Below are 17,259 nucleotides of genomic sequence, written 5' to 3' on the forward strand. Positions count from 1 at the left end.
AAACGCATTCAAGTTCAATACAAAAGTTCTGCGACTTTGTGCCTTTGTATTCAAAACGGTATCGCCTCAGGTCAGTATCTCGCCCGAATAAGGTTCATGAATTCTTCACGGGTTTTGGCCTGGTTGAAAGCCCCCGTAAAATCGGAGGTAGTCGTGACCGAATTCTGTTTCTCCACACCACGCATCTGCATACACATGTGTTTCGCTTCAACAACCACCATTACTCCCAGCGGATTCAAGGTTTCTTGAATACACTCTTTGATCTGCAGCGTCATGCGCTCCTGAACCTGCAGGCGGTGAGAAAAAATATCCACCACACGGGCAATCTTGCTCAATCCCGTAATATATCCGTTAGGGATATAAGCCACATGCGCCTTCCCGTAAAAAGGAAGCATGTGATGTTCGCACATCGAAAAGAAATCGATGTCTTTTACTATGACCATCTGACTGTAAGGCTCCTTGAACTTCGCCGCATTCAAAACCTCCCTGGGATCCATTTCATATCCGCGGGTCAAAGTAAGCATGGCCTTGGCCACTCTTTCCGGGGTTTTCAGCAACCCTTCACGATTCGGATCCTCTCCCAGCAGCGAAAGGATTTCAGCGTAATGCGCCTTCAGTTTCTCTACCTTCTCTTCCGGCCAGTTTATCAAGCTGTTGTCAATCATCATTCTATCGGTATATTTATTTGTTCGCGCACAATGGACACTTCCTTGAAGACGCCTGTCGCTTTCAGCATACGCATTGCCGAATGAGCCTCCTCCATAGTCTTATAGTCACCAACGCGGCACAACCAGCGTGGGGGCTGGAAATAGGTATAAACCGGCATATCTGGAAATTCCTCCTTCACCTTTGCCGCCACATCATACGCTTGCGAACGCGCCTGGCGGGAATTGTTCCCGGCATACACTTGCACGCGGAATCCTCTGGTCCTCAAAACATTCGGCTGTTCTGACGGTGAAAGTACATAGCGCTTGCCGATCATTCCGGAGATTTGCGCATCCTGATGAACAGTCACAACTCCTTCACCTGCACGGCGAGTCTGCAAACTCTCGATAATATTGCTTTGTGCGTATGCTCCGGCAGCACTGACCAGAAAAGCAACGACAGAAAAGAAAAGATATTTCATAATGTCCGGATTAAAAATAAAAGCACAGAGAAGCAAAAATGCACGCTGAAAGAGCGCCTGTTTCTGCTCCCCTGTATAAAATATAAAACGTTAAAGCTGTTCTGCCAGATTATTTGAAAGCATCGATAATGCCCTTGAAGTCAGCAGCCTTCAGTGCAGCACCGCCGATCAGTCCGCCGTCAACATTCGGTTTTGCAAACAGTTCTTTTGCATTTGAAGGCTTGCAGCTTCCTCCGTAAAGGATAGAAGTATTTTCAGCCACCTCATTGCCATACTTGGCTGCAACCAGCGAACGGATATGTGCGTGGATTTCTTCTGCCTGCTCCGGAGTTGCGGTCTTTCCCGTACCGATAGCCCAAACCGGCTCATAAGCCAGAATAACCTTGCTGAAATCTTCAGCCGACAGAGAGAATACAGAAGCCAACTGAGCTTCAACAACTTCGTTCTGCTTGTTTGCTTCACGTTCTGCCAGTACTTCACCGATGCAGAAAATCGGCTTCAGGTTGTTGGCCAATGCCAGTTTAACCTTTTCAGCCAGGATTTCAACTGTTTCATGATAATATGCACGGCGTTCTGAATGTCCCAGAATAACATACTGAGCACCTGTTGATGCCACCATCTCAGCCGAAACTTCACCGGTATACGCACCAGAAGCCTTGTCTGCACAGTTCTCGGCACCTACGCCAATGATAGCGCTGTCAACGATCGGAGTCACAGAAGCCAGATGGATAAACGGAGTGCAAATAATCACGTCGCAATTCGGCTTGTCTGCGGTCAGCACTTCGTTCAATTCCTTTGCCAAAGCAATACCTTCCTGCAGGTTCTTGTTCATTTTCCAGTTACCTGCTACAATGTTCTTTCTCATTTTGTTTAATTTTAAAGGGTTAGTATTTATAGTCAATGTATCAATCATTCCTCAGGATTCCCATTATCCGCTCTGTCGGGAACTTTTTTCTGTTTCTTCTCCTTCCTCCTGCGATATTTCATCCAAAGCAGATCTATAATTGTCAAAGCCGCCAGCGGAGCCAGAAAACTTCCGGTCACCTCCATCAATTTTCTGGATACGCCCTTGAGCTGTATCTCTCCCAAAGGCAAACGGTCAAGAGGAGCATTGAGCTGATATTCATCAGGCAGCGCATTCGCACTCCATTTATTGAGCACCACACCGTTCTTCAGCAGCATCAGTCCGGGATTGTAGCGGACCATGCTTTTCAATGTTATCTCATCTGCCAAAGCAAACGGATATTCGGCTCCTGTATTTTCCTGCCACGCCGATATCGCCTCATCTGTTGAAGAGGTCACACACAAGAAACGGTAGTCATGCTCCACACTGTAGTCGTAAATTTCATTGATCAAGTCTATCGAACTGTCATCAGCCCGATCCAGCCAGGGAGCTACCAGCAGAAAAACATATTGGCTGTCAGCCAATATCTCATCAGTCAAATTTGTTCCGTCCTCATATGACATCAATGCAAAATCCTGTATGGGAGGTTCATAACCTTTTTCCTTCAAGACCGTATGAGAATCAACAAAAGTCCAGAGGGAGTCGCCTGGATAGTTATCTATGGTAAAATCCTTTTTCACTCCGTCCTTTTCATACGTAAAGATCGTTTCATACACAGAAGGCTTTTCACCCTCCGGTATTTCTATACCTTTGCGGATATCCGCCCCTATATGATAAGGAAGAAAATCAAACACAGGCAGATAACGGTAACAGAAAATTGTAAAAAACAGAATAAAGATTATGCTGTACAATGATATCAGCCAGTCTACCTTGGTTGTCACAAGCTTAAAGATAAACCTCCTCCATTTGAACAGGCAGACAGCGGCAGCCAGCAGCACCAGATTCTTGAAAAAAGTTTCCCAATTGGTCAGCACTACCGCATCGCCAAAACAACCGCAGTCCGAAATCGGGTTCGCAATAGCCAGCCATAAAGTAAGGGGAGTCATGACCGACATGAAGAGAAGAACCAAAATGGAAGTCGCCCAACGGCGGATTCCAAAAAGAAGATAAACGCCGATGCTGAACTCAAAGGCAGCCATCAAGAAACTCGCCAGATAAGGAAACGAACCGCCGCTCAGACTAAACGCTCCCCATGCGTCCAGATAATCCTGCACTTTATAAACCGTGCCCAACGGATCATTAGCCTTAACGAATCCGGAAAACAGAAAAACAGCCGCCAAAAGAAAACGGCATGTATTTGCTCCAATTACAATTGCGTCATGTATATGTAAATGTTTGCTCGCCAAAGTTCTATCTCAATAAACAATTTTTCTGCACCTGCAAAAATACAGTTTTTTCACGGAGCAGCCAACAAAAATTCCATATAAAAAAGCCATCCGGAACGAAGCGTTACCAACTTCATTCGGGATGGCCCACTGAAATATCAAAGTAGATAATTATTTATGAACATCTCAATACTTGCCCGATCCGAAGAACCGTCGTGCGCTTGATGCCATTCAGACGGCACAGCTTGTCAATCGAAACATGATAGATACGCGATATGCGGCCCAACGTATCGCCTTTACGGATCTTATGGTAACGGATCGCAGCCTTTTCAGCTTCATCCGCACCCGACTTGCCCGCTTTCACGGCAGCCAATGCCCTCGTGCGCTGGTAAGTGTAACGGTTGGCACCACGAACGAACAGATAACTGTCGGCTACAATATCCTGATTCGGAAAGTCAAACATGAATTCCGGATTGATCACTTCCCCGAGAAAACGTGTTTCAAAATGCAAGTGAGAACCGGTCGAACGGCCCGTATTTCCTCCAAGACCGATCGGATCTCCCGCCTTCACATACTGGTCCTCATCCACAATCTGTTTCGACAAGTGTCCATAAATCGTTTCCAGACCATTATCATGACGAATCACCACATATTTGCCGTATCCGCGGCGTTCATACTTCACCATACGCACGCGCCCGTCGAATGCAGCACGGATTGTATCGCCGATATAAACTTTTATATCCAGTCCGTTATGCATACGCCGCCAGCGAGGGCCGCATTTAGAAGTAATTTTAGTGTGAGTTGTCGGCATGCAGAAGCCTGTAAGATCTATACGGAAGCTGTCGGGGATTTGCACTGTATTACCATAGGCATGGACGCGGTCATGGCTCCAGTTCGGATAAAGACTATATGCAGGATAAACGGCCTGCTCCGCCTTGATCTGGCGTATCAACGCCAATGAGTCTACAGCTTTCAATTTTCTGTCGATGGGAGCCTGTCGAGCCAGCAAGTCCTGTCCGCAGACATTTACACTCACAAAGGCCAAAGCCGCCATCGTCACTGTTCTAATACATTTTAAAATCATTACGTTATAATATTTTTCAGCAAGTATCCGTCGGCAAACTTTTTGAGAAAGTTTCGAACGTCTTCAGAATACCACTACAGGTTTACACAAATCAACTAAAAACGGCGATATTCTCCCCCTCTTTATGAAGGATAGTCTATCATATCCAACAAATTGTTCCAAAGATAATATTTTTCTCTTTGCCCACACCGGATGATTAACTATTTTTTATGTATTTTCAGTTGAAATCAATTCACGAAGCGCAGATTCCTGCTTTACAACATAAAAAACAGCCGGCGATATCGCATGATCAAATATTGCCTGAATCTTCTTTCCTCACGAACTTGCCTGCACTCCATTCATAGCGAAGCGGACAAGAACGCAGATAGGCCTTCAATTTGTCTGCCGTCCCCTTATCCAGATAGTCAGGAGTGCTATAGACAAACGAAATGGAAGGGCTTTCGGCGGAAAGTTCCGCTTTCAGCAGATACATGTCGGCATACGAACGCAGATTATCCAACGAGTCCTTTCCCGCCTCTGTCTGAGGAGAAAGATAAAAGTCCGTTTCAAGCGGGAGCTGCAAATAGTCGCCGGCAGGAAGCTCTTTCCAGTCGGAAGTAAAGAAAGAAACCTTGCTGTCAGCAGCCGGTGCCATATAAGTCTTCACCACACAGACAACATTGACGCTGTCGTTCATCGGAAGAAGCTTCATTTCCAATGTACTGGCCGATGTCAGTCTAACCGACAGGTAATCATCTGTCAGCCGGGTCATTTCCGAAATATTGCCAAAACGGTTTTTCACTTCCGCCTTCATGTTGCTTGCCAAAAAGTCTCCGAAATCCGCCCGATTGACTTCCGTCAACAGTGGAGATAATGAATCAGGCAAAGCCACAAACAAGGATTTCAAGTCTTGCGACCGCAATCCGCACGCATAACACAAAATCAATGCAAGTCCTATAACAATACGCTTCATAAACTTTGTTCTAAATCCGAGCCAAAGATACAACTATTTGCCGAACCGCAGCCATCATTTCCCATTTTTCCTTTTCAGAAAGTCTGTGGGACTTTCTCCGAAATAATCTTTATAACAACGCGCAAAATACGACGGAGAACTGAATCCGACTTCATAAGCGATCTCAGCTATCGTCTTCTCCGTAGAAGCCATCAAAGCCGAAGCTTTCCTCAACCGGACAATCCGAAGCAGCTCATTCGGAGAATAACCGGTCAGTGCCTTGGTCTTTCTGTACAACTGCACACGTCCAAGACCGATCTCGCTTCCAATATTCTCCACATTCAAATCAGAATCACTCATCCGTTTTTCAATCAAGTCATACAGCCTGTCAACAAACCCCTTGTCAATATTGCCCAAGGGTGTTTCCTGCACCGTGGCAGCGCGGTCACTGAAAAAGGATTTCAGCCGCTTATGATTGGCTATCAGATTGTGAAGACGGGTCAGCAGCAACTTCGCGCTGAAAGGTTTCGACAAATAAGAATCGGCGCCACATTCATATCCTTTGATCTTTTGCTCATCCATTGCATATGCCGTAAGCATCATCACAGGAATATGAGATGTCTGAAGCTCGCTCTTCAACCGTTTGCAGCACTCCATACCGTCCATCACCGGCATCATCACATCGCAAATGATCGCATCGGGAACATATTTCATTGCCTGCTTCACCCCCTCTTGTCCGTTAACGGCTTCAATCACCGTATATTTCCCTTGCAAAAGCATACGCACATAGTCGCGTATGTCCTGATTGTCATCAATGACCAGCACCGTTTCCTTATCTTCCGGAATGAACTTATCATCTTGCTGGCTGACGGTTTCCAGATCCGCGTCAAGCACAGCTCCTTCCTTCAGGTTTGTCAGCATCACATTGCGCTGCAATCCCTCTTCCAATGCACCAGCCTGGCGCATCGGTATTTCAATTATAAAAGCCGTCCCCTTTTCTTTTCCGCTTTCTACCCGAATCACCCCTTTGTGCATTTCCACAAAAGCCTTCACCAAAGCCAGTCCGATACCCGAACCGGCATGATGCACATCTATTTGGTAGAAGCGTTCGAAAATGTGCTGCACATGCTCGGCCGACATGCCTATGCCCGTATCAGAAAACTGCATTCTCAGCCAATCAGCCTCATCCCGCCTAAACCGTGAGAGCCTGACGGATATGCGGCCATTTTCTGGAGTAAACTTGAAGGCATTCGACAATAAATTATAGGTAATGCGCTCCAGCTTTTCTGCATCAGCTATCACAACGTATCCCTGCCCGGCCTCATCAACAGACATGTCAAAACGGATATGCTTACGGAACGACAAGGTGCGGAACGCTTCGGTCCACTCCTTCATCTCGCTGCAAATGTCGAACTCGGAAAGATGCAGCTTGAGCTTGCCGTTCTCAAATTTCCTGAAATCCAATATCTGATTGATCAGCCGGAGCAGAACAACAACATTCTTATGTGCAATGTTAAGCAAAGAGCGTTCATGTTCATTCAAGTTACGGCTTTGCAACAGCTGATCCACCGGATCGGCTATCAGCGTCAGAGGCGTGCGGAAATCATGCGACACATTGGTAAAGAAAGCCAGTTTCGCATGAGTTGCCTCTTCCAACTGATGAGAAAGATCAATCAGCTGATCACGCTGTTCCTCCAGCTTCATCTTCTGGCACGAAAGTTCTGCATTAAGCCTGTTTTTTGTCCAAAATGCACGGACAACGAAAACCAGCAATGCTCCCACAAGCAAAAGAATGACAATACATGCATACAGGAACATGCGCTGGGAAGAGTAACGAAGGAAATAAGCATCTACCTTCTTATTCAGATATTCGATTTTCTTGTCCAATTCAAAGATATGCTCCGTCTGCATCTCCATGACACGGGCGTTCGACTTGTCAACCAATGCAGTCTGCAGTTTGGTATCCCTGTCGTATGGCTTGCCTTCCAAAACCGCCATCACCACCTGCATTACCTTATCCCCAGATGTCGGATAAATGAACGTTGCGTCCAGTTCACCGGAAGCCACTTTCTCCACTCCATACCCTTCTCCCGAAACTGCATCAATCCCGACAAACAACATATCCTTCTGCCGCCCGCACTTCAAAGCCGCCTGATAAGCGCCGATCGCCATGCGGTCGTTTTGGGCAAACACCAGATCAATGTCTTTATGCCGGGCTAGAATCGAATCAAACTTGTCCTCAGCTTTCTGCTGAAAAAAGCCTGCATCCGCTCTAGCCACTACCTCCATTTCAGGAGATTCGGCCAACGCATCCATAAAGCCACGATGACGCTCTTCGGCCGAGGTTGAGCCCCTCAGTCCGGTGATCTCTACCACATGCCCCTTTCCATGCAGACGATTAACGATGTAAAACCCGGCACGCCGGCCAATATCGTAGTTGTCTGCACCTACATAAGCTGTATATTTTCCCGAATGAATCTTCCTGTCGACCAATATCACCGGAATGCCCGCATCGAAAGCCTTTTCAATTACAGGAGTTACCGTTTCAGCTTCATTGGGAGAAACAACCAGCGCATCCACTCTTTCCTTGATGAACGTTTCGATATCTTCTATCTGAATTCCGCTGTTATCTTTTGCCGAACGAATCTTCACTTCCGTTTCAGGATAGAACAAGGCTTCCCGAAGCATTTCCCTGTTCATCTGTGTCCTCCACTCATCATCACTGCATTGCGAAACGCCAATTACCAAATGTTCTTTTTCATCCGAACAGGCAGCCAGTGCCACCAAAGATACGATAAAGGCTAATACTGTTTTCATGGCTTACTATTTACAAGCCACAAAACTAAAAAAAAAACGGGAAATCTCAAACTAAAATCATTTGCCAGTCAAACTGCTCACCGCAGCGTGATACGCGCCAAGCTTTGTTGCCTTTAACACAGCCTTGCGCGCCTTCCGGTCGGCATCCGGAAGCAGATAATCCCAAAAGCTCTTCATCTTTGTCAATAACTGGGCATCACCTCCTTGGAGCTGCCTGGAATAAGCGTCAAAAACAAAATCATGCATTTTTCTGATTCTTTCCATCTTTTCCGCTTCAGGCAATGCGCTTCCCTGGCGATACTCCAACGCCAATGCCGGATTTGCCAAAAGTCCACGCCCGACAGCCACACCGGCAAGACGGGGAAACCGTTCATGTATATCGGAGATATCATCCGCAGAGAGCAAATCACCGTTATAAAAAAGAGGTTTCTCACAAGCGTCATAAAAGGCGGCAAAAGCATCGAGATCAACACTCCCCTTGTATTGCTGCCTTCCCAGCCGCGGATGAAGAATGACGGCCGACAAAGGCAAACGGTTAAGCAAGGGCAGCAGTGCCAGACATTCGTCCGGGCTGTCCCACCCCAGCCTAAGCTTGACAGACAAAGACAATTGAGGAAAGCCTTCCGCAACACCTGTCAGCAAACTTTCAACCTCATCCGGATAAGGCAACATGCCTGCACCATTATGCCGTCTGGCAAGTACAGGAAACGGACACCCCAAATTAAGATTCGCATTGCGGTATCCTTTCTCTACAAAAAGCGAAAGAATATGCTCCGCCTTATCCCTGTCGGAAGCTATAAACTGGGGAACAAGGCTTAGGTTTTCATTGTTCTCAGGCTCAATGTCACGCATATCCTTACGGCGGATCTCTCCATGTTCGATCCGGACAAAAGGAGAATAGTAGCATTCCACCCCACCGAAAAAGCGAGCATGCGCCCGACGATAAACGGCATCCGTATACCCCTGAAGCGGTGAAAACTGAACTGAAAACCCACCTTGCATCACGCCTTCATTCTTTACTGCCACATCCATAATTTCAAATTCTCTCCAGTTCAAACTCTACAGGCTGTCCGTCTTGGCATTTCACAGTCAGTTCCGTCATGCCTTCCGAAGCCGCCAACGTTATTTTATCCGAATTCCCCACAAGCTTCCAATCGCCATAAAGCACCAAAGACTTATCTTTCGGCCTGCTGGATTCTTTAGTAGTATATGACTTTTCCTTGATATCCAGATCCGGATCACAAACGCTTATCCGAAGCGACGCTTCTTCCTGTTTGTACATAACCATGGTTTCCGCCGGAAGTTCCGAGAACAATCCGTTTTGCCCCAACTTCACGTCTTCAAACACAGCACAAGCTGTAATTCCTGTCGGGATATCCCGGACAATATGCGCTTTGTCATCGCATTGCAGCACTTCATACGAATCCAACGGTGTTCCAGCCTCCAGCTGCTCTTCCGAAGGCTGAATCCAGACCAGATACTCATAAGAAGCCTTCTGAGGAGCACAGCCATGATCAATCCATGCTGAAGCAAATTCGCCCTCTGTCAACGTGCGTTTCTTTTCATGCCGCGATTCCTGTCTGGCTATCTGCACTTTGACATTTCCTTCCTTTATATAATAATAATTGTCATAACCGTCACGCAGACAAAGAGGATGCTTGCCGGTCACATCAAATTCGCCGGAAAAGCCAAGTTCGTTTTTCACATCTCCGTCCACAAGCAAATCATGCGCTCCATCGTCAGTCCATACGCTCTGGAAAAGCGTCGTTTCTGTAGAATAGTCCCGATTGCTATTCGTAATTCCTGATCCCAAAAAGACCATCCGGTTATCAAAACAGAACACGGACTTCCGGGCTACAAAATCGGGCGTAAAGTTTTTCAGTTCACGTTCCATCAGCTTAGTGGCGAACATTCCGTTCTTTCCTTCAAAACTGGAAGCCCCTGAAAAATGCTCCTTCGACTTAAGCATCGTCGTGCCCTTCAACGGACTGTCAAGCATCTCAAAAGGCAAATGAATGGCGGTTGTTCCCGGAAGCCTGTTCCAATCCCAACCGTTTTCATCATAGCCGCTTGTCCGGCGAGAATCTCCTCCCATTATCTGCACGGAACCATAACTCTGGTAACGCCCGTAACGGTTGTCCTTCGTATAAATCTCTGCACCCCAGACATCCGTATTATATCCTTTCAGTGTCACCATCCAGTCATTGCGCCGAAAGACTCCCGCAGCTCCATAATTGTACACGAAGAATCCTTCCGGCGCTTTGGCAGGACGGATTCCCTGCTTCCTGAAATAACGCGCCTCCGGCGTATCTTTTCTGCACAAGCGCAAATAATCCGCAGCCAATGAACGGTCGAACTCATTTTTTCCTCCCGACAGGTCGCCCGCAAGAGCAAGAGAAGCAAACGAAGCTATATCCTCTTCCCGCATCGACCCGCCGAAAGGATGCCTCCCACTGATTCCGATACCCCATTCGTATTTGTTGCAATAATTTCTCATCGCCAAAAGCGCCGTCTTCAGCACCTGCCGGGGGTCTGCCGCCAACTCATACTGCGTGTCTTTTGTCAGTGCTACAAACGAAGCTACTGCTGCCAAGGCACCGGTTGTATAGGCCGGATAAAAGCCGCCATGATGAAACGTTGTCCCGTCCACCTTTATCCCTCCGATCGTACCGGATGTATACCTCAACGAAGACGCCACCCACCGTGACAGTCCCTTAAGAGCTCTCACACGCTCCCTTTCATCTACAAGCAGCATAGCCGACACAACCTTAGGCTGGAGCAGCGTATGCCAAGTGTCAAGCAGTTCATCCCTCCCCTGAGGACAAGGCTGGCGCGTTTCCTGCAGCGCAGCCCAAAAAGCCAGTGTCGCGACAATGGCATCGCTCTTCTGAGCCTTCCATATTTTATCGCGCATCAGCCAAGCTGTAGTGTAAATATTCCGCACCTGATATCCGTAATGATGGTTTGTTCCCATTCCGCTGCCATAGGCAAACCCTTGATCCATTGCATAATCCCAAACAAGGAAGTATTTATTCTCCGCCTCGCTCGAGCCATTATAAAGAGCATCGTAAGCAAAGCCGGAAAGCATCGTTTCCAAATCATTCCATGACAATTCTCCCTTCGCACGCTTCAATTCATCCGGAGCAACGACCGGAGCGCCGGCAAAGCCGGTCAGCGAACGGCGGATGTTTGCTTTATCAAAAACGTCATACGCTTTCTTCACAAGCTTTTGAGGCGCTTTCTTCAATTCCAGCGCTGCGTCCAGACGGCCAGCCATCATATCCAGTTCTTTCTTTTCTTCCAAAGTCAGTTTTGCAGGAATCGGTATATCATATGCAAGCTGTTCCCATTGCCAGACACGGCACCAATGCCACAAATCGCGAAAATCCAACGCATTGTTATAAGGCATCTGCTGGTCGGGCGTCGTACGGAGATTCATTTTCGTAACCGGAAAAGTAAGCCGGTCGATAAAGACACGCCCTTTTCTTTTCGGTGCAACAATTCTCCATCCGGCTATTTCCTTGTCAGCCTTGTCGCCATGCATATGCTGAAACCCGATCCAACAAGCCCTCCAGCCCGCAGCACACAGATTAAAGCTGAACTGATAAGAAACATGCCCTGCAGGTGAAAGAAACTCAAACCGCAGACTGTCGGTCTGAGACTCCTCATTATAAATCCACAAGGCTATTCCATAATTTTCCTCCTTGCCCGAAGATAAAGACAGCGGCTCTTTCATGTTCACCGTCAGCACCTCTTCAGGCCCAAACTGCCACTCCATGCTGTTTGCCCCTTCCTTATAGAACAAGGCAGAAGTACTCAAACTGTGTTTCCCGGAAGCCGTAAAGTCTTCCGGAACTTTACCTTCAAAGTTCCATGCCTGCGCATATCCGCATAAAGCCGCTCCCAAACATATAATGGAGCATATAAAAAATTTCCGTTTCATATAACAAAAATATAAAAAGACTGCCAACTTGACAAGCAATCCGAAAAATTTGGTCAAACAAAGTGGGTGTGCCAGGAACCAGCCACGACACACCCACCATTACTTAACATCTAATTCACTCATGAACAAGAATGCCATGAAACGCACCGCATCCTATTCCTCACAATGAATCATAGACATCCTGTTGAGTTTTCCTAAAACCTTTACTATCGCAAATCATTTCCAATAGTCATTCTGCTGCAATTCTCCATTTACATCCAGCTCTTTTGTCGGAATCGGCATGAACTGGTGTTTGGCTTGCGTTCTTGTCACATAATCTTTGGCACCTTGATACTGGTTGCCCGTAGCCCAGCGGGAATCATTGACAGCGGCACCCAGCTTATCGTGAATAGCTTCCACATAGATTCCCCAGCGGACCAGATCATACTTACGGAGCGATTCAAAGCAAAGTTCACGTCCGCGTTCGTCACGAACTTCCTGCTGGAAATCCTCGTAGCTTAATCCAGACAACGGGTCTGTCAGTCCAGCACGGGATCTGACAGCATTGATGCATTCATAAGCCAATGCAGTAGGTCCCTGGTTCGCTTCATTTTCAGCCTCAGCCAACATCAGAAGCACATCCGCATAACGCAGAATCGGATAATTCTCCGGTGTCCAGTTCTTTTCCTTTTGCGATGAAGGCTCCCATTCACGGCGGAATTTTCCGCAAGAACGCTGCACAATCTGGTTCTTTTTCCATTTAACTTGTGCGTCTTTGTTATTTATCTGGTAAGGAGCGATGTAAAGATCACGACGTTTATCGCCATCCTCATACAAATCCCAAAGAATAAGTGTCGGTGCATAAAAGCCATAGCTATATCCCACAGCATTACTGCCTTTCTGAATATTGCCTATAACATTTCCGATTCTGCCGTCTGTATAGTTGCCCAGTCCGTCGGCCGAACGGTTCCCGATAAATTCAGCCTCCCACATGCTTTCGTTATACACCTCATCATACTGGTCGGCAGCCAGATTCTTCCAGAACTGTTCCATATCAGGATTCAACTGATGTTTGCCAGACTTCTTCACTTCATTTGCCCAATAAGCAGCCTTCTCATAATCCGCCTTTCCTCCATTGTTGGGATTGCCGGCACGCCACAGGTAAACGCGAGCAAGAATACCCATCACCGTAGTCTTTTTCACATAAGAAGGAGATTTGTCGTAAGCACTGTCGTCTACCATGTCTACGCATGCTTCCATTTCCTGCACAATCCAGTCCAACGCTTCCTTGTTGGGAGTGGCTTTCAAGGCAGAATTATTCACGTCCTTAAACGACTCCTTCCGGAGGGGCACTTCATGCCAAGCCTGCACCAGAAGGAAGTGATAGTATGCGCGCAAGAATCTGGCTTCTCCCTTTATCCTTGTTCTTACATTCTCATCCATATCTGCTTTATCTATATTGTCAAGCAGCATGTTTGCATTATTAATTCCCTTATACAAAGCCTTCCATACTCCCCATACATGCTGGTTGCTCGGATTGTGATCATTCCCATACACCTGACTGGTAAGCTGGCCGCTCTGACGCTGATAATAGCTCAAGTCATCTATGTTAGAAAGCATACAAGAATAAAAGTTTCCGTAAATAGCCTCAGTCACCAGCGTATAATACACACCGGCCAAAGCCATCGTGCATTCTTTTTCGTTTGTATAGAACGTTTCAGGCGCTACAAAGTCATACGGTTTCGTTTCAAAGAAATCCTCACACGAAACGCCGGTGGCGCACAGGCAGACAGCCAAAAATATATTTCTTCCGTATTTATATATAGTTTTCATAAATCTGTTTTTTTAGAATGTGACATTTAATCCAAACGACAATGTAAAAGCACGCGGGTATGCAGACCAGTCAAAACCCGGAGTAAGCACAGAGTTACGGGTAGAAACCTCCGGATCATCACCCGAATAATGAGTAAAGGTCGCAATGTTTTCAGCAGCAAGATAAATGCGTGCGGCACTGATACCCAGACGGTCCAAGACTTTCGGTCCAAAGTTATACCCCAAAGAAATGTTCTTCAGCTTCAGATAAGAACCGTTCTCCACATACAGCGAACTGTATTCAGTCGCTCCGTTCGCTTTGGCACGAGGCATATTGCTTTCCGGGTTTTCAGGTGTCCACCGGTTGGTGTAAGTAGCGAACATGTTGGTATTCTGCTTCGACGACGGATTTTCAAAAACCATACGGTTGGCATTGAGTATGTCATTGCCATAACTCCACTGCAAGAAAATATTCAAATCAAAGTTCTTGTAAGTAAAATTGTTAGAAAAACCGCCCGTATGCTTCGGCTGTCCGTTACCGATCGTTGTTTTGTCGTCATCGTTTATTTCACCTTCGCCGGTCAAGTCCTTGTATTTGGGATCTCCCGGCTGCGGGTTGGTCTGATAGTGAGGAATGCCATCCTTGATTGTATATACCGTTTCACCGTTTGCTCCTACAGATGTATTGAAGTCATCATACTTATATGTTCCCTCATAAACAAAGCCATACATTTTACCTGCAGATTCTCCTACCTTGCTTATATAAGCCGGCATCGTTCTATACTTGTTGTCCCAGCTGAGATAGCTTGTCATGTAGGGCTGGCCTGAGTTCAGTGCAATGATCTCATTGTTATTAAACGCAATATTAAAATTGGAAGTCCATGTAAAGTCTTTATTCTTGATGTTTGTCGTTTCAAGCGTAAGCTCCAAGCCTTTGTTGCGCAGCTTGCCGACATTCAGTGTTGCCGAAGAGAATCCGGAACTTGCAGCAATATCAGCATCCAACAGCAAATCCTTCGTTGTCTTCACATAATAGTCCATCGTCAGATTGATGCGCCCGTCCAAAAAGCCCAAGTCCAGTCCCAAGTCAAACTGCTCCGTAGTTTCCCATTTCAACAATTCGTTGAACATGCTGCTGAGCACGTATCCTTGAGTAAACTCACCGTTCCACGGATATTTGTAAACGTCATCGCTCGTCACAAGATGAGCCATATAATCATAATTGCCAATACGGTTGTTGCCTGTCTGACCGTAGCTGAAACGCAACTTACCGTTAGACAACCAATGCAGATTGTCAGAAACAAAAGCTTCGCGCTGGAAAGCCCAGGCTACAGAGCCTGAAGGGAAATATCCCCAACGATGACCTTTAGCAAACTTGGAAGAACCGTCAGCACGCATGGTCGCGGTCAGATAATAGCGTGAATCATAATTATAATTGATACGCCCAAAATATGAAAACAATTTGTTTTCTCCCTTTGATGAAGAAACCGTAGGATTGCTTCCTTTATCCAGGCCAGCCATTCCGAACGACTCATTGCTGATCTGCTCGGTAGTTATAGAATGAATGTAGCTGGTATTTTTCTGCACAGACATACCGACCAATGCATTGAAACTATGGGACTTCTTGTTCAGCTGATAAGTCAACGTGTTTTCATTCAGATAGCTTCTCGCTTCCCCTTGGTACAGATAGGCATTGATACCCTTGCTCTGCGTATTCGACGGATGCGAATTACCTGTACGGGTCTGCGAACCGTTGAACTCTTCATTCTTGTAGTCGCGCGCCGTATATCCGGCCGTTACCTTCAGTTTCAGATTCTTGATGATTTCATATTGTGCACCAACATTGAATGCCATGTTATTCGTCGTCTTGTGACGATATTCATTCCGTGCAGAGAGAACCGGGTTAAAACGGTAGTCTTCGGTCATGTTGACACCCTCATCATACATTTGATTCAGCAAGTCAGTTCCGGTAGGTGATACCGGGCGGAATGACCATACGCTGTACATGTATGCCGTCGACATGGATGTAGTGGATGTAGAAACAGTCGGACCATCCTGCACATTGCTTGAATAATTGGCGTTGAAGTCAATCTTTAATTTGTCATTTACCGTTTGGCTCAAGCTGGCACGCCCCTGATAACGCTTGAGGCCTGAGTTGATGATGACACCCTGCGTATCATCGTATGTCAACGAAGTGGTATATTTAAGATTGTTGGCACCGCCTGTCAAAGACACATGATGACTGTGGCTTAGTGCCGTGCGATAAATATAGTCCTGCCAGTCATACGACGGAGCGTTGCGATAGTCTTCGACGGTAGGATACAAGTCTGTAAGGTAGTTGTTCTGAAAATCTTCTCCGCCGCCCATAATTTCTTGCTGCAAGGTTACAAATTCATAGGCATCCATCATCTCAGGCTTATTTTTCAAGGTACTGATTTTAAACGTGCCGTTATAAGTGACGGTTGGCTTTCCAGCACCTCCCTTTTTGGTCGTTACAATAACAACGCCGTTTGCACCGCGTGCTCCATAAATGGCTGTAGCTGAAGCATCTTTCAGGATATCAATCGATTCAATGTCATTCGGATTCAAAGTGCCAAGACCGGAACTTTCCGAGGGAAAACCGTCGATGACATACAAAGGCGCCGTGCTTCCGGTCAGCGAGCCGGCACCGCGGATTACAATGCTGAAATTGTCGCCCGGACCACCGTCACTGGAAGAAACTCGTACACCGGCAATACGGCCAGCCAGATTCTCTGTAATGTTACTTACCGGAGTCTTTACCAGATCTTTCATGTCCGCAGAGCCGATAGAGCCTGTCAAGTCCCTTCTTCTCACGTCACCATAACCGACAGCAACGACCTGCACCTCATCCAAAGTCTGGGCATCTTCCACCATTGTAATATTGAAGCGGGTTTGTTTTCCAACTTTGATCAATTGTGTCTTATATCCGATAAAAGACAACTGAAGCACATCATCCGGCTTCACTCCGCTCAGTTTAAATTCACCAGTCAAATCTGTTATGGTTCCATTGTCAGTCCCTTTCACGACCACACTTACACCGGCAAGCTCACTCAAAGCATCAACAACCTTACCGCTTATGTGACCACCACTCTGAGCCTTTACAGAAAGGCACAAGAACAGACTGGCTGCTAACATCAAAAAAAACCTGTTTCTCATGATCTTAAATTAAATAGGTTAATAAAAGCGTTTTTACAAAAACATTGTTCTTACTCTCAAAAATCTAAATCATCAACAAAACGCAACTTCCCATTGTTCATTTCCTGAAGAAAATTGCACTACCATTCTTCAGAAGTTTATTATAAACAGCTACAAACATA

11 protein-coding genes are annotated in these 17,259 nt (G+C 46.4%); all 11 read right to left on the reverse strand.

Features of this window, described 5'->3' with window-relative positions; all coding sequences use genetic code 11:
* Positions 1-71: 71 nt before the first annotated feature.
* The 11 genes from folE to NW212_RS06480 all read right to left on the reverse strand — a co-directional run bounded on the left by folE (position 72) and on the right by NW212_RS06480 (position 17,077).
* Positions 72-665: a GTP cyclohydrolase I FolE gene (gene folE, locus NW212_RS06430; RefSeq protein ID WP_258337864.1), complete on the reverse strand. Its 594-nt coding sequence runs from the start codon at positions 663-665 to the stop codon at positions 72-74.
* Positions 665-1,126 carry an SPOR domain-containing protein gene (locus NW212_RS06435; RefSeq protein WP_258337823.1) on the reverse strand — a complete coding sequence of 154 codons (462 nt, stop codon included), beginning with the start codon at positions 1,124-1,126 and terminating at the stop codon, positions 665-667. The genes folE and NW212_RS06435 overlap by 1 nt, the downstream gene beginning before the upstream one ends.
* Before the next feature lie 109 nt (positions 1,127-1,235).
* Positions 1,236-1,991, reverse strand: a complete 756-nt coding sequence (tpiA, locus tag NW212_RS06440; RefSeq protein ID WP_258337824.1) for a triose-phosphate isomerase — start codon at positions 1,989-1,991, stop codon at positions 1,236-1,238.
* Positions 1,992-2,035: 44 nt separating this feature from the next.
* Complete coding sequence (locus NW212_RS06445; protein ID WP_375337954.1) at positions 2,036-3,376, reverse strand: BT_3928 family protein; 1,341 nt, start codon at positions 3,374-3,376, stop codon at positions 2,036-2,038.
* 154 nt (positions 3,377-3,530) lie between these two features.
* On the reverse strand, positions 3,531-4,439 hold the full coding sequence (locus tag NW212_RS06450; RefSeq protein WP_258337826.1) for a M23 family metallopeptidase: 909 nt from the start codon (positions 4,437-4,439) through the stop codon (positions 3,531-3,533).
* A gap of 289 nt (positions 4,440-4,728) precedes the next feature.
* A complete protein-coding gene (locus NW212_RS06455) occupies positions 4,729-5,391 on the reverse strand; it encodes a DUF3256 family protein (protein ID WP_258337827.1) in 663 nt (220 codons plus the stop codon).
* Positions 5,392-5,445: 54 nt separating this feature from the next.
* Positions 5,446-8,187 (reverse strand): substrate-binding domain-containing protein, encoded by a 2,742-nt coding sequence (locus NW212_RS06460; RefSeq protein ID WP_258337828.1) that lies wholly within the window; start codon positions 8,185-8,187, stop codon positions 5,446-5,448.
* Positions 8,188-8,244: 57 nt separating this feature from the next.
* Positions 8,245-9,219 (reverse strand): tRNA-dihydrouridine synthase family protein, encoded by a 975-nt coding sequence (locus tag NW212_RS06465; RefSeq protein ID WP_258337829.1) that lies wholly within the window; start codon positions 9,217-9,219, stop codon positions 8,245-8,247.
* 4 nt (positions 9,220-9,223) lie between these two features.
* A complete protein-coding gene (locus NW212_RS06470) occupies positions 9,224-12,130 on the reverse strand; it encodes a chondroitinase family polysaccharide lyase (RefSeq protein WP_258337830.1) in 2,907 nt (968 codons plus the stop codon).
* A gap of 216 nt (positions 12,131-12,346) precedes the next feature.
* Entirely contained in the window at positions 12,347-13,942 is a 1,596-nt protein-coding gene (locus tag NW212_RS06475) for a RagB/SusD family nutrient uptake outer membrane protein (RefSeq protein ID WP_258337831.1), read from the reverse strand.
* Positions 13,943-13,954: 12 nt separating this feature from the next.
* Positions 13,955-17,077 carry a SusC/RagA family TonB-linked outer membrane protein gene (locus NW212_RS06480; protein WP_375337955.1) on the reverse strand — a complete coding sequence of 1,041 codons (3,123 nt, stop codon included), beginning with the start codon at positions 17,075-17,077 and terminating at the stop codon, positions 13,955-13,957.
* Positions 17,078-17,259 lie beyond the last annotated feature (182 nt).

Origin of the sequence: Bacteroides sp. ET225 (genome assembly GCF_024733745.1) — a bacterium.
GTDB lineage: Bacteria > Bacteroidota > Bacteroidia > Bacteroidales > Bacteroidaceae > Phocaeicola > Phocaeicola excrementipullorum.

Coding starts and splice junctions, on each gene's coding strand:
- tpiA (WP_258337824.1), bottom strand. CDS start 1,991: ATGAGAAAGAACATTGTAGCAGGTAACTGGAAAATGAACAAGAACCTG.
- NW212_RS06450 (WP_258337826.1), bottom strand. CDS start 4,439: ATGATTTTAAAATGTATTAGAACAGTGACGATGGCGGCTTTGGCCTTT.
- NW212_RS06455 (WP_258337827.1), bottom strand. CDS start 5,391: ATGAAGCGTATTGTTATAGGACTTGCATTGATTTTGTGTTATGCGTGC.
- NW212_RS06460 (WP_258337828.1), bottom strand. CDS start 8,187: ATGAAAACAGTATTAGCCTTTATCGTATCTTTGGTGGCACTGGCTGCC.
- NW212_RS06480 (WP_375337955.1), bottom strand. CDS start 17,077: ATGTTAGCAGCCAGTCTGTTCTTGTGCCTTTCTGTAAAGGCTCAGAGT.
- NW212_RS06465 (WP_258337829.1), bottom strand. CDS start 9,219: ATGGATGTGGCAGTAAAGAATGAAGGCGTGATGCAAGGTGGGTTTTCA.
- NW212_RS06435 (WP_258337823.1), bottom strand. CDS start 1,126: ATGAAATATCTTTTCTTTTCTGTCGTTGCTTTTCTGGTCAGTGCTGCC.
- folE (WP_258337864.1), bottom strand. CDS start 665: ATGATTGACAACAGCTTGATAAACTGGCCGGAAGAGAAGGTAGAGAAA.
- NW212_RS06475 (WP_258337831.1), bottom strand. CDS start 13,942: ATGAAAACTATATATAAATACGGAAGAAATATATTTTTGGCTGTCTGC.
- NW212_RS06470 (WP_258337830.1), bottom strand. CDS start 12,130: ATGAAACGGAAATTTTTTATATGCTCCATTATATGTTTGGGAGCGGCT.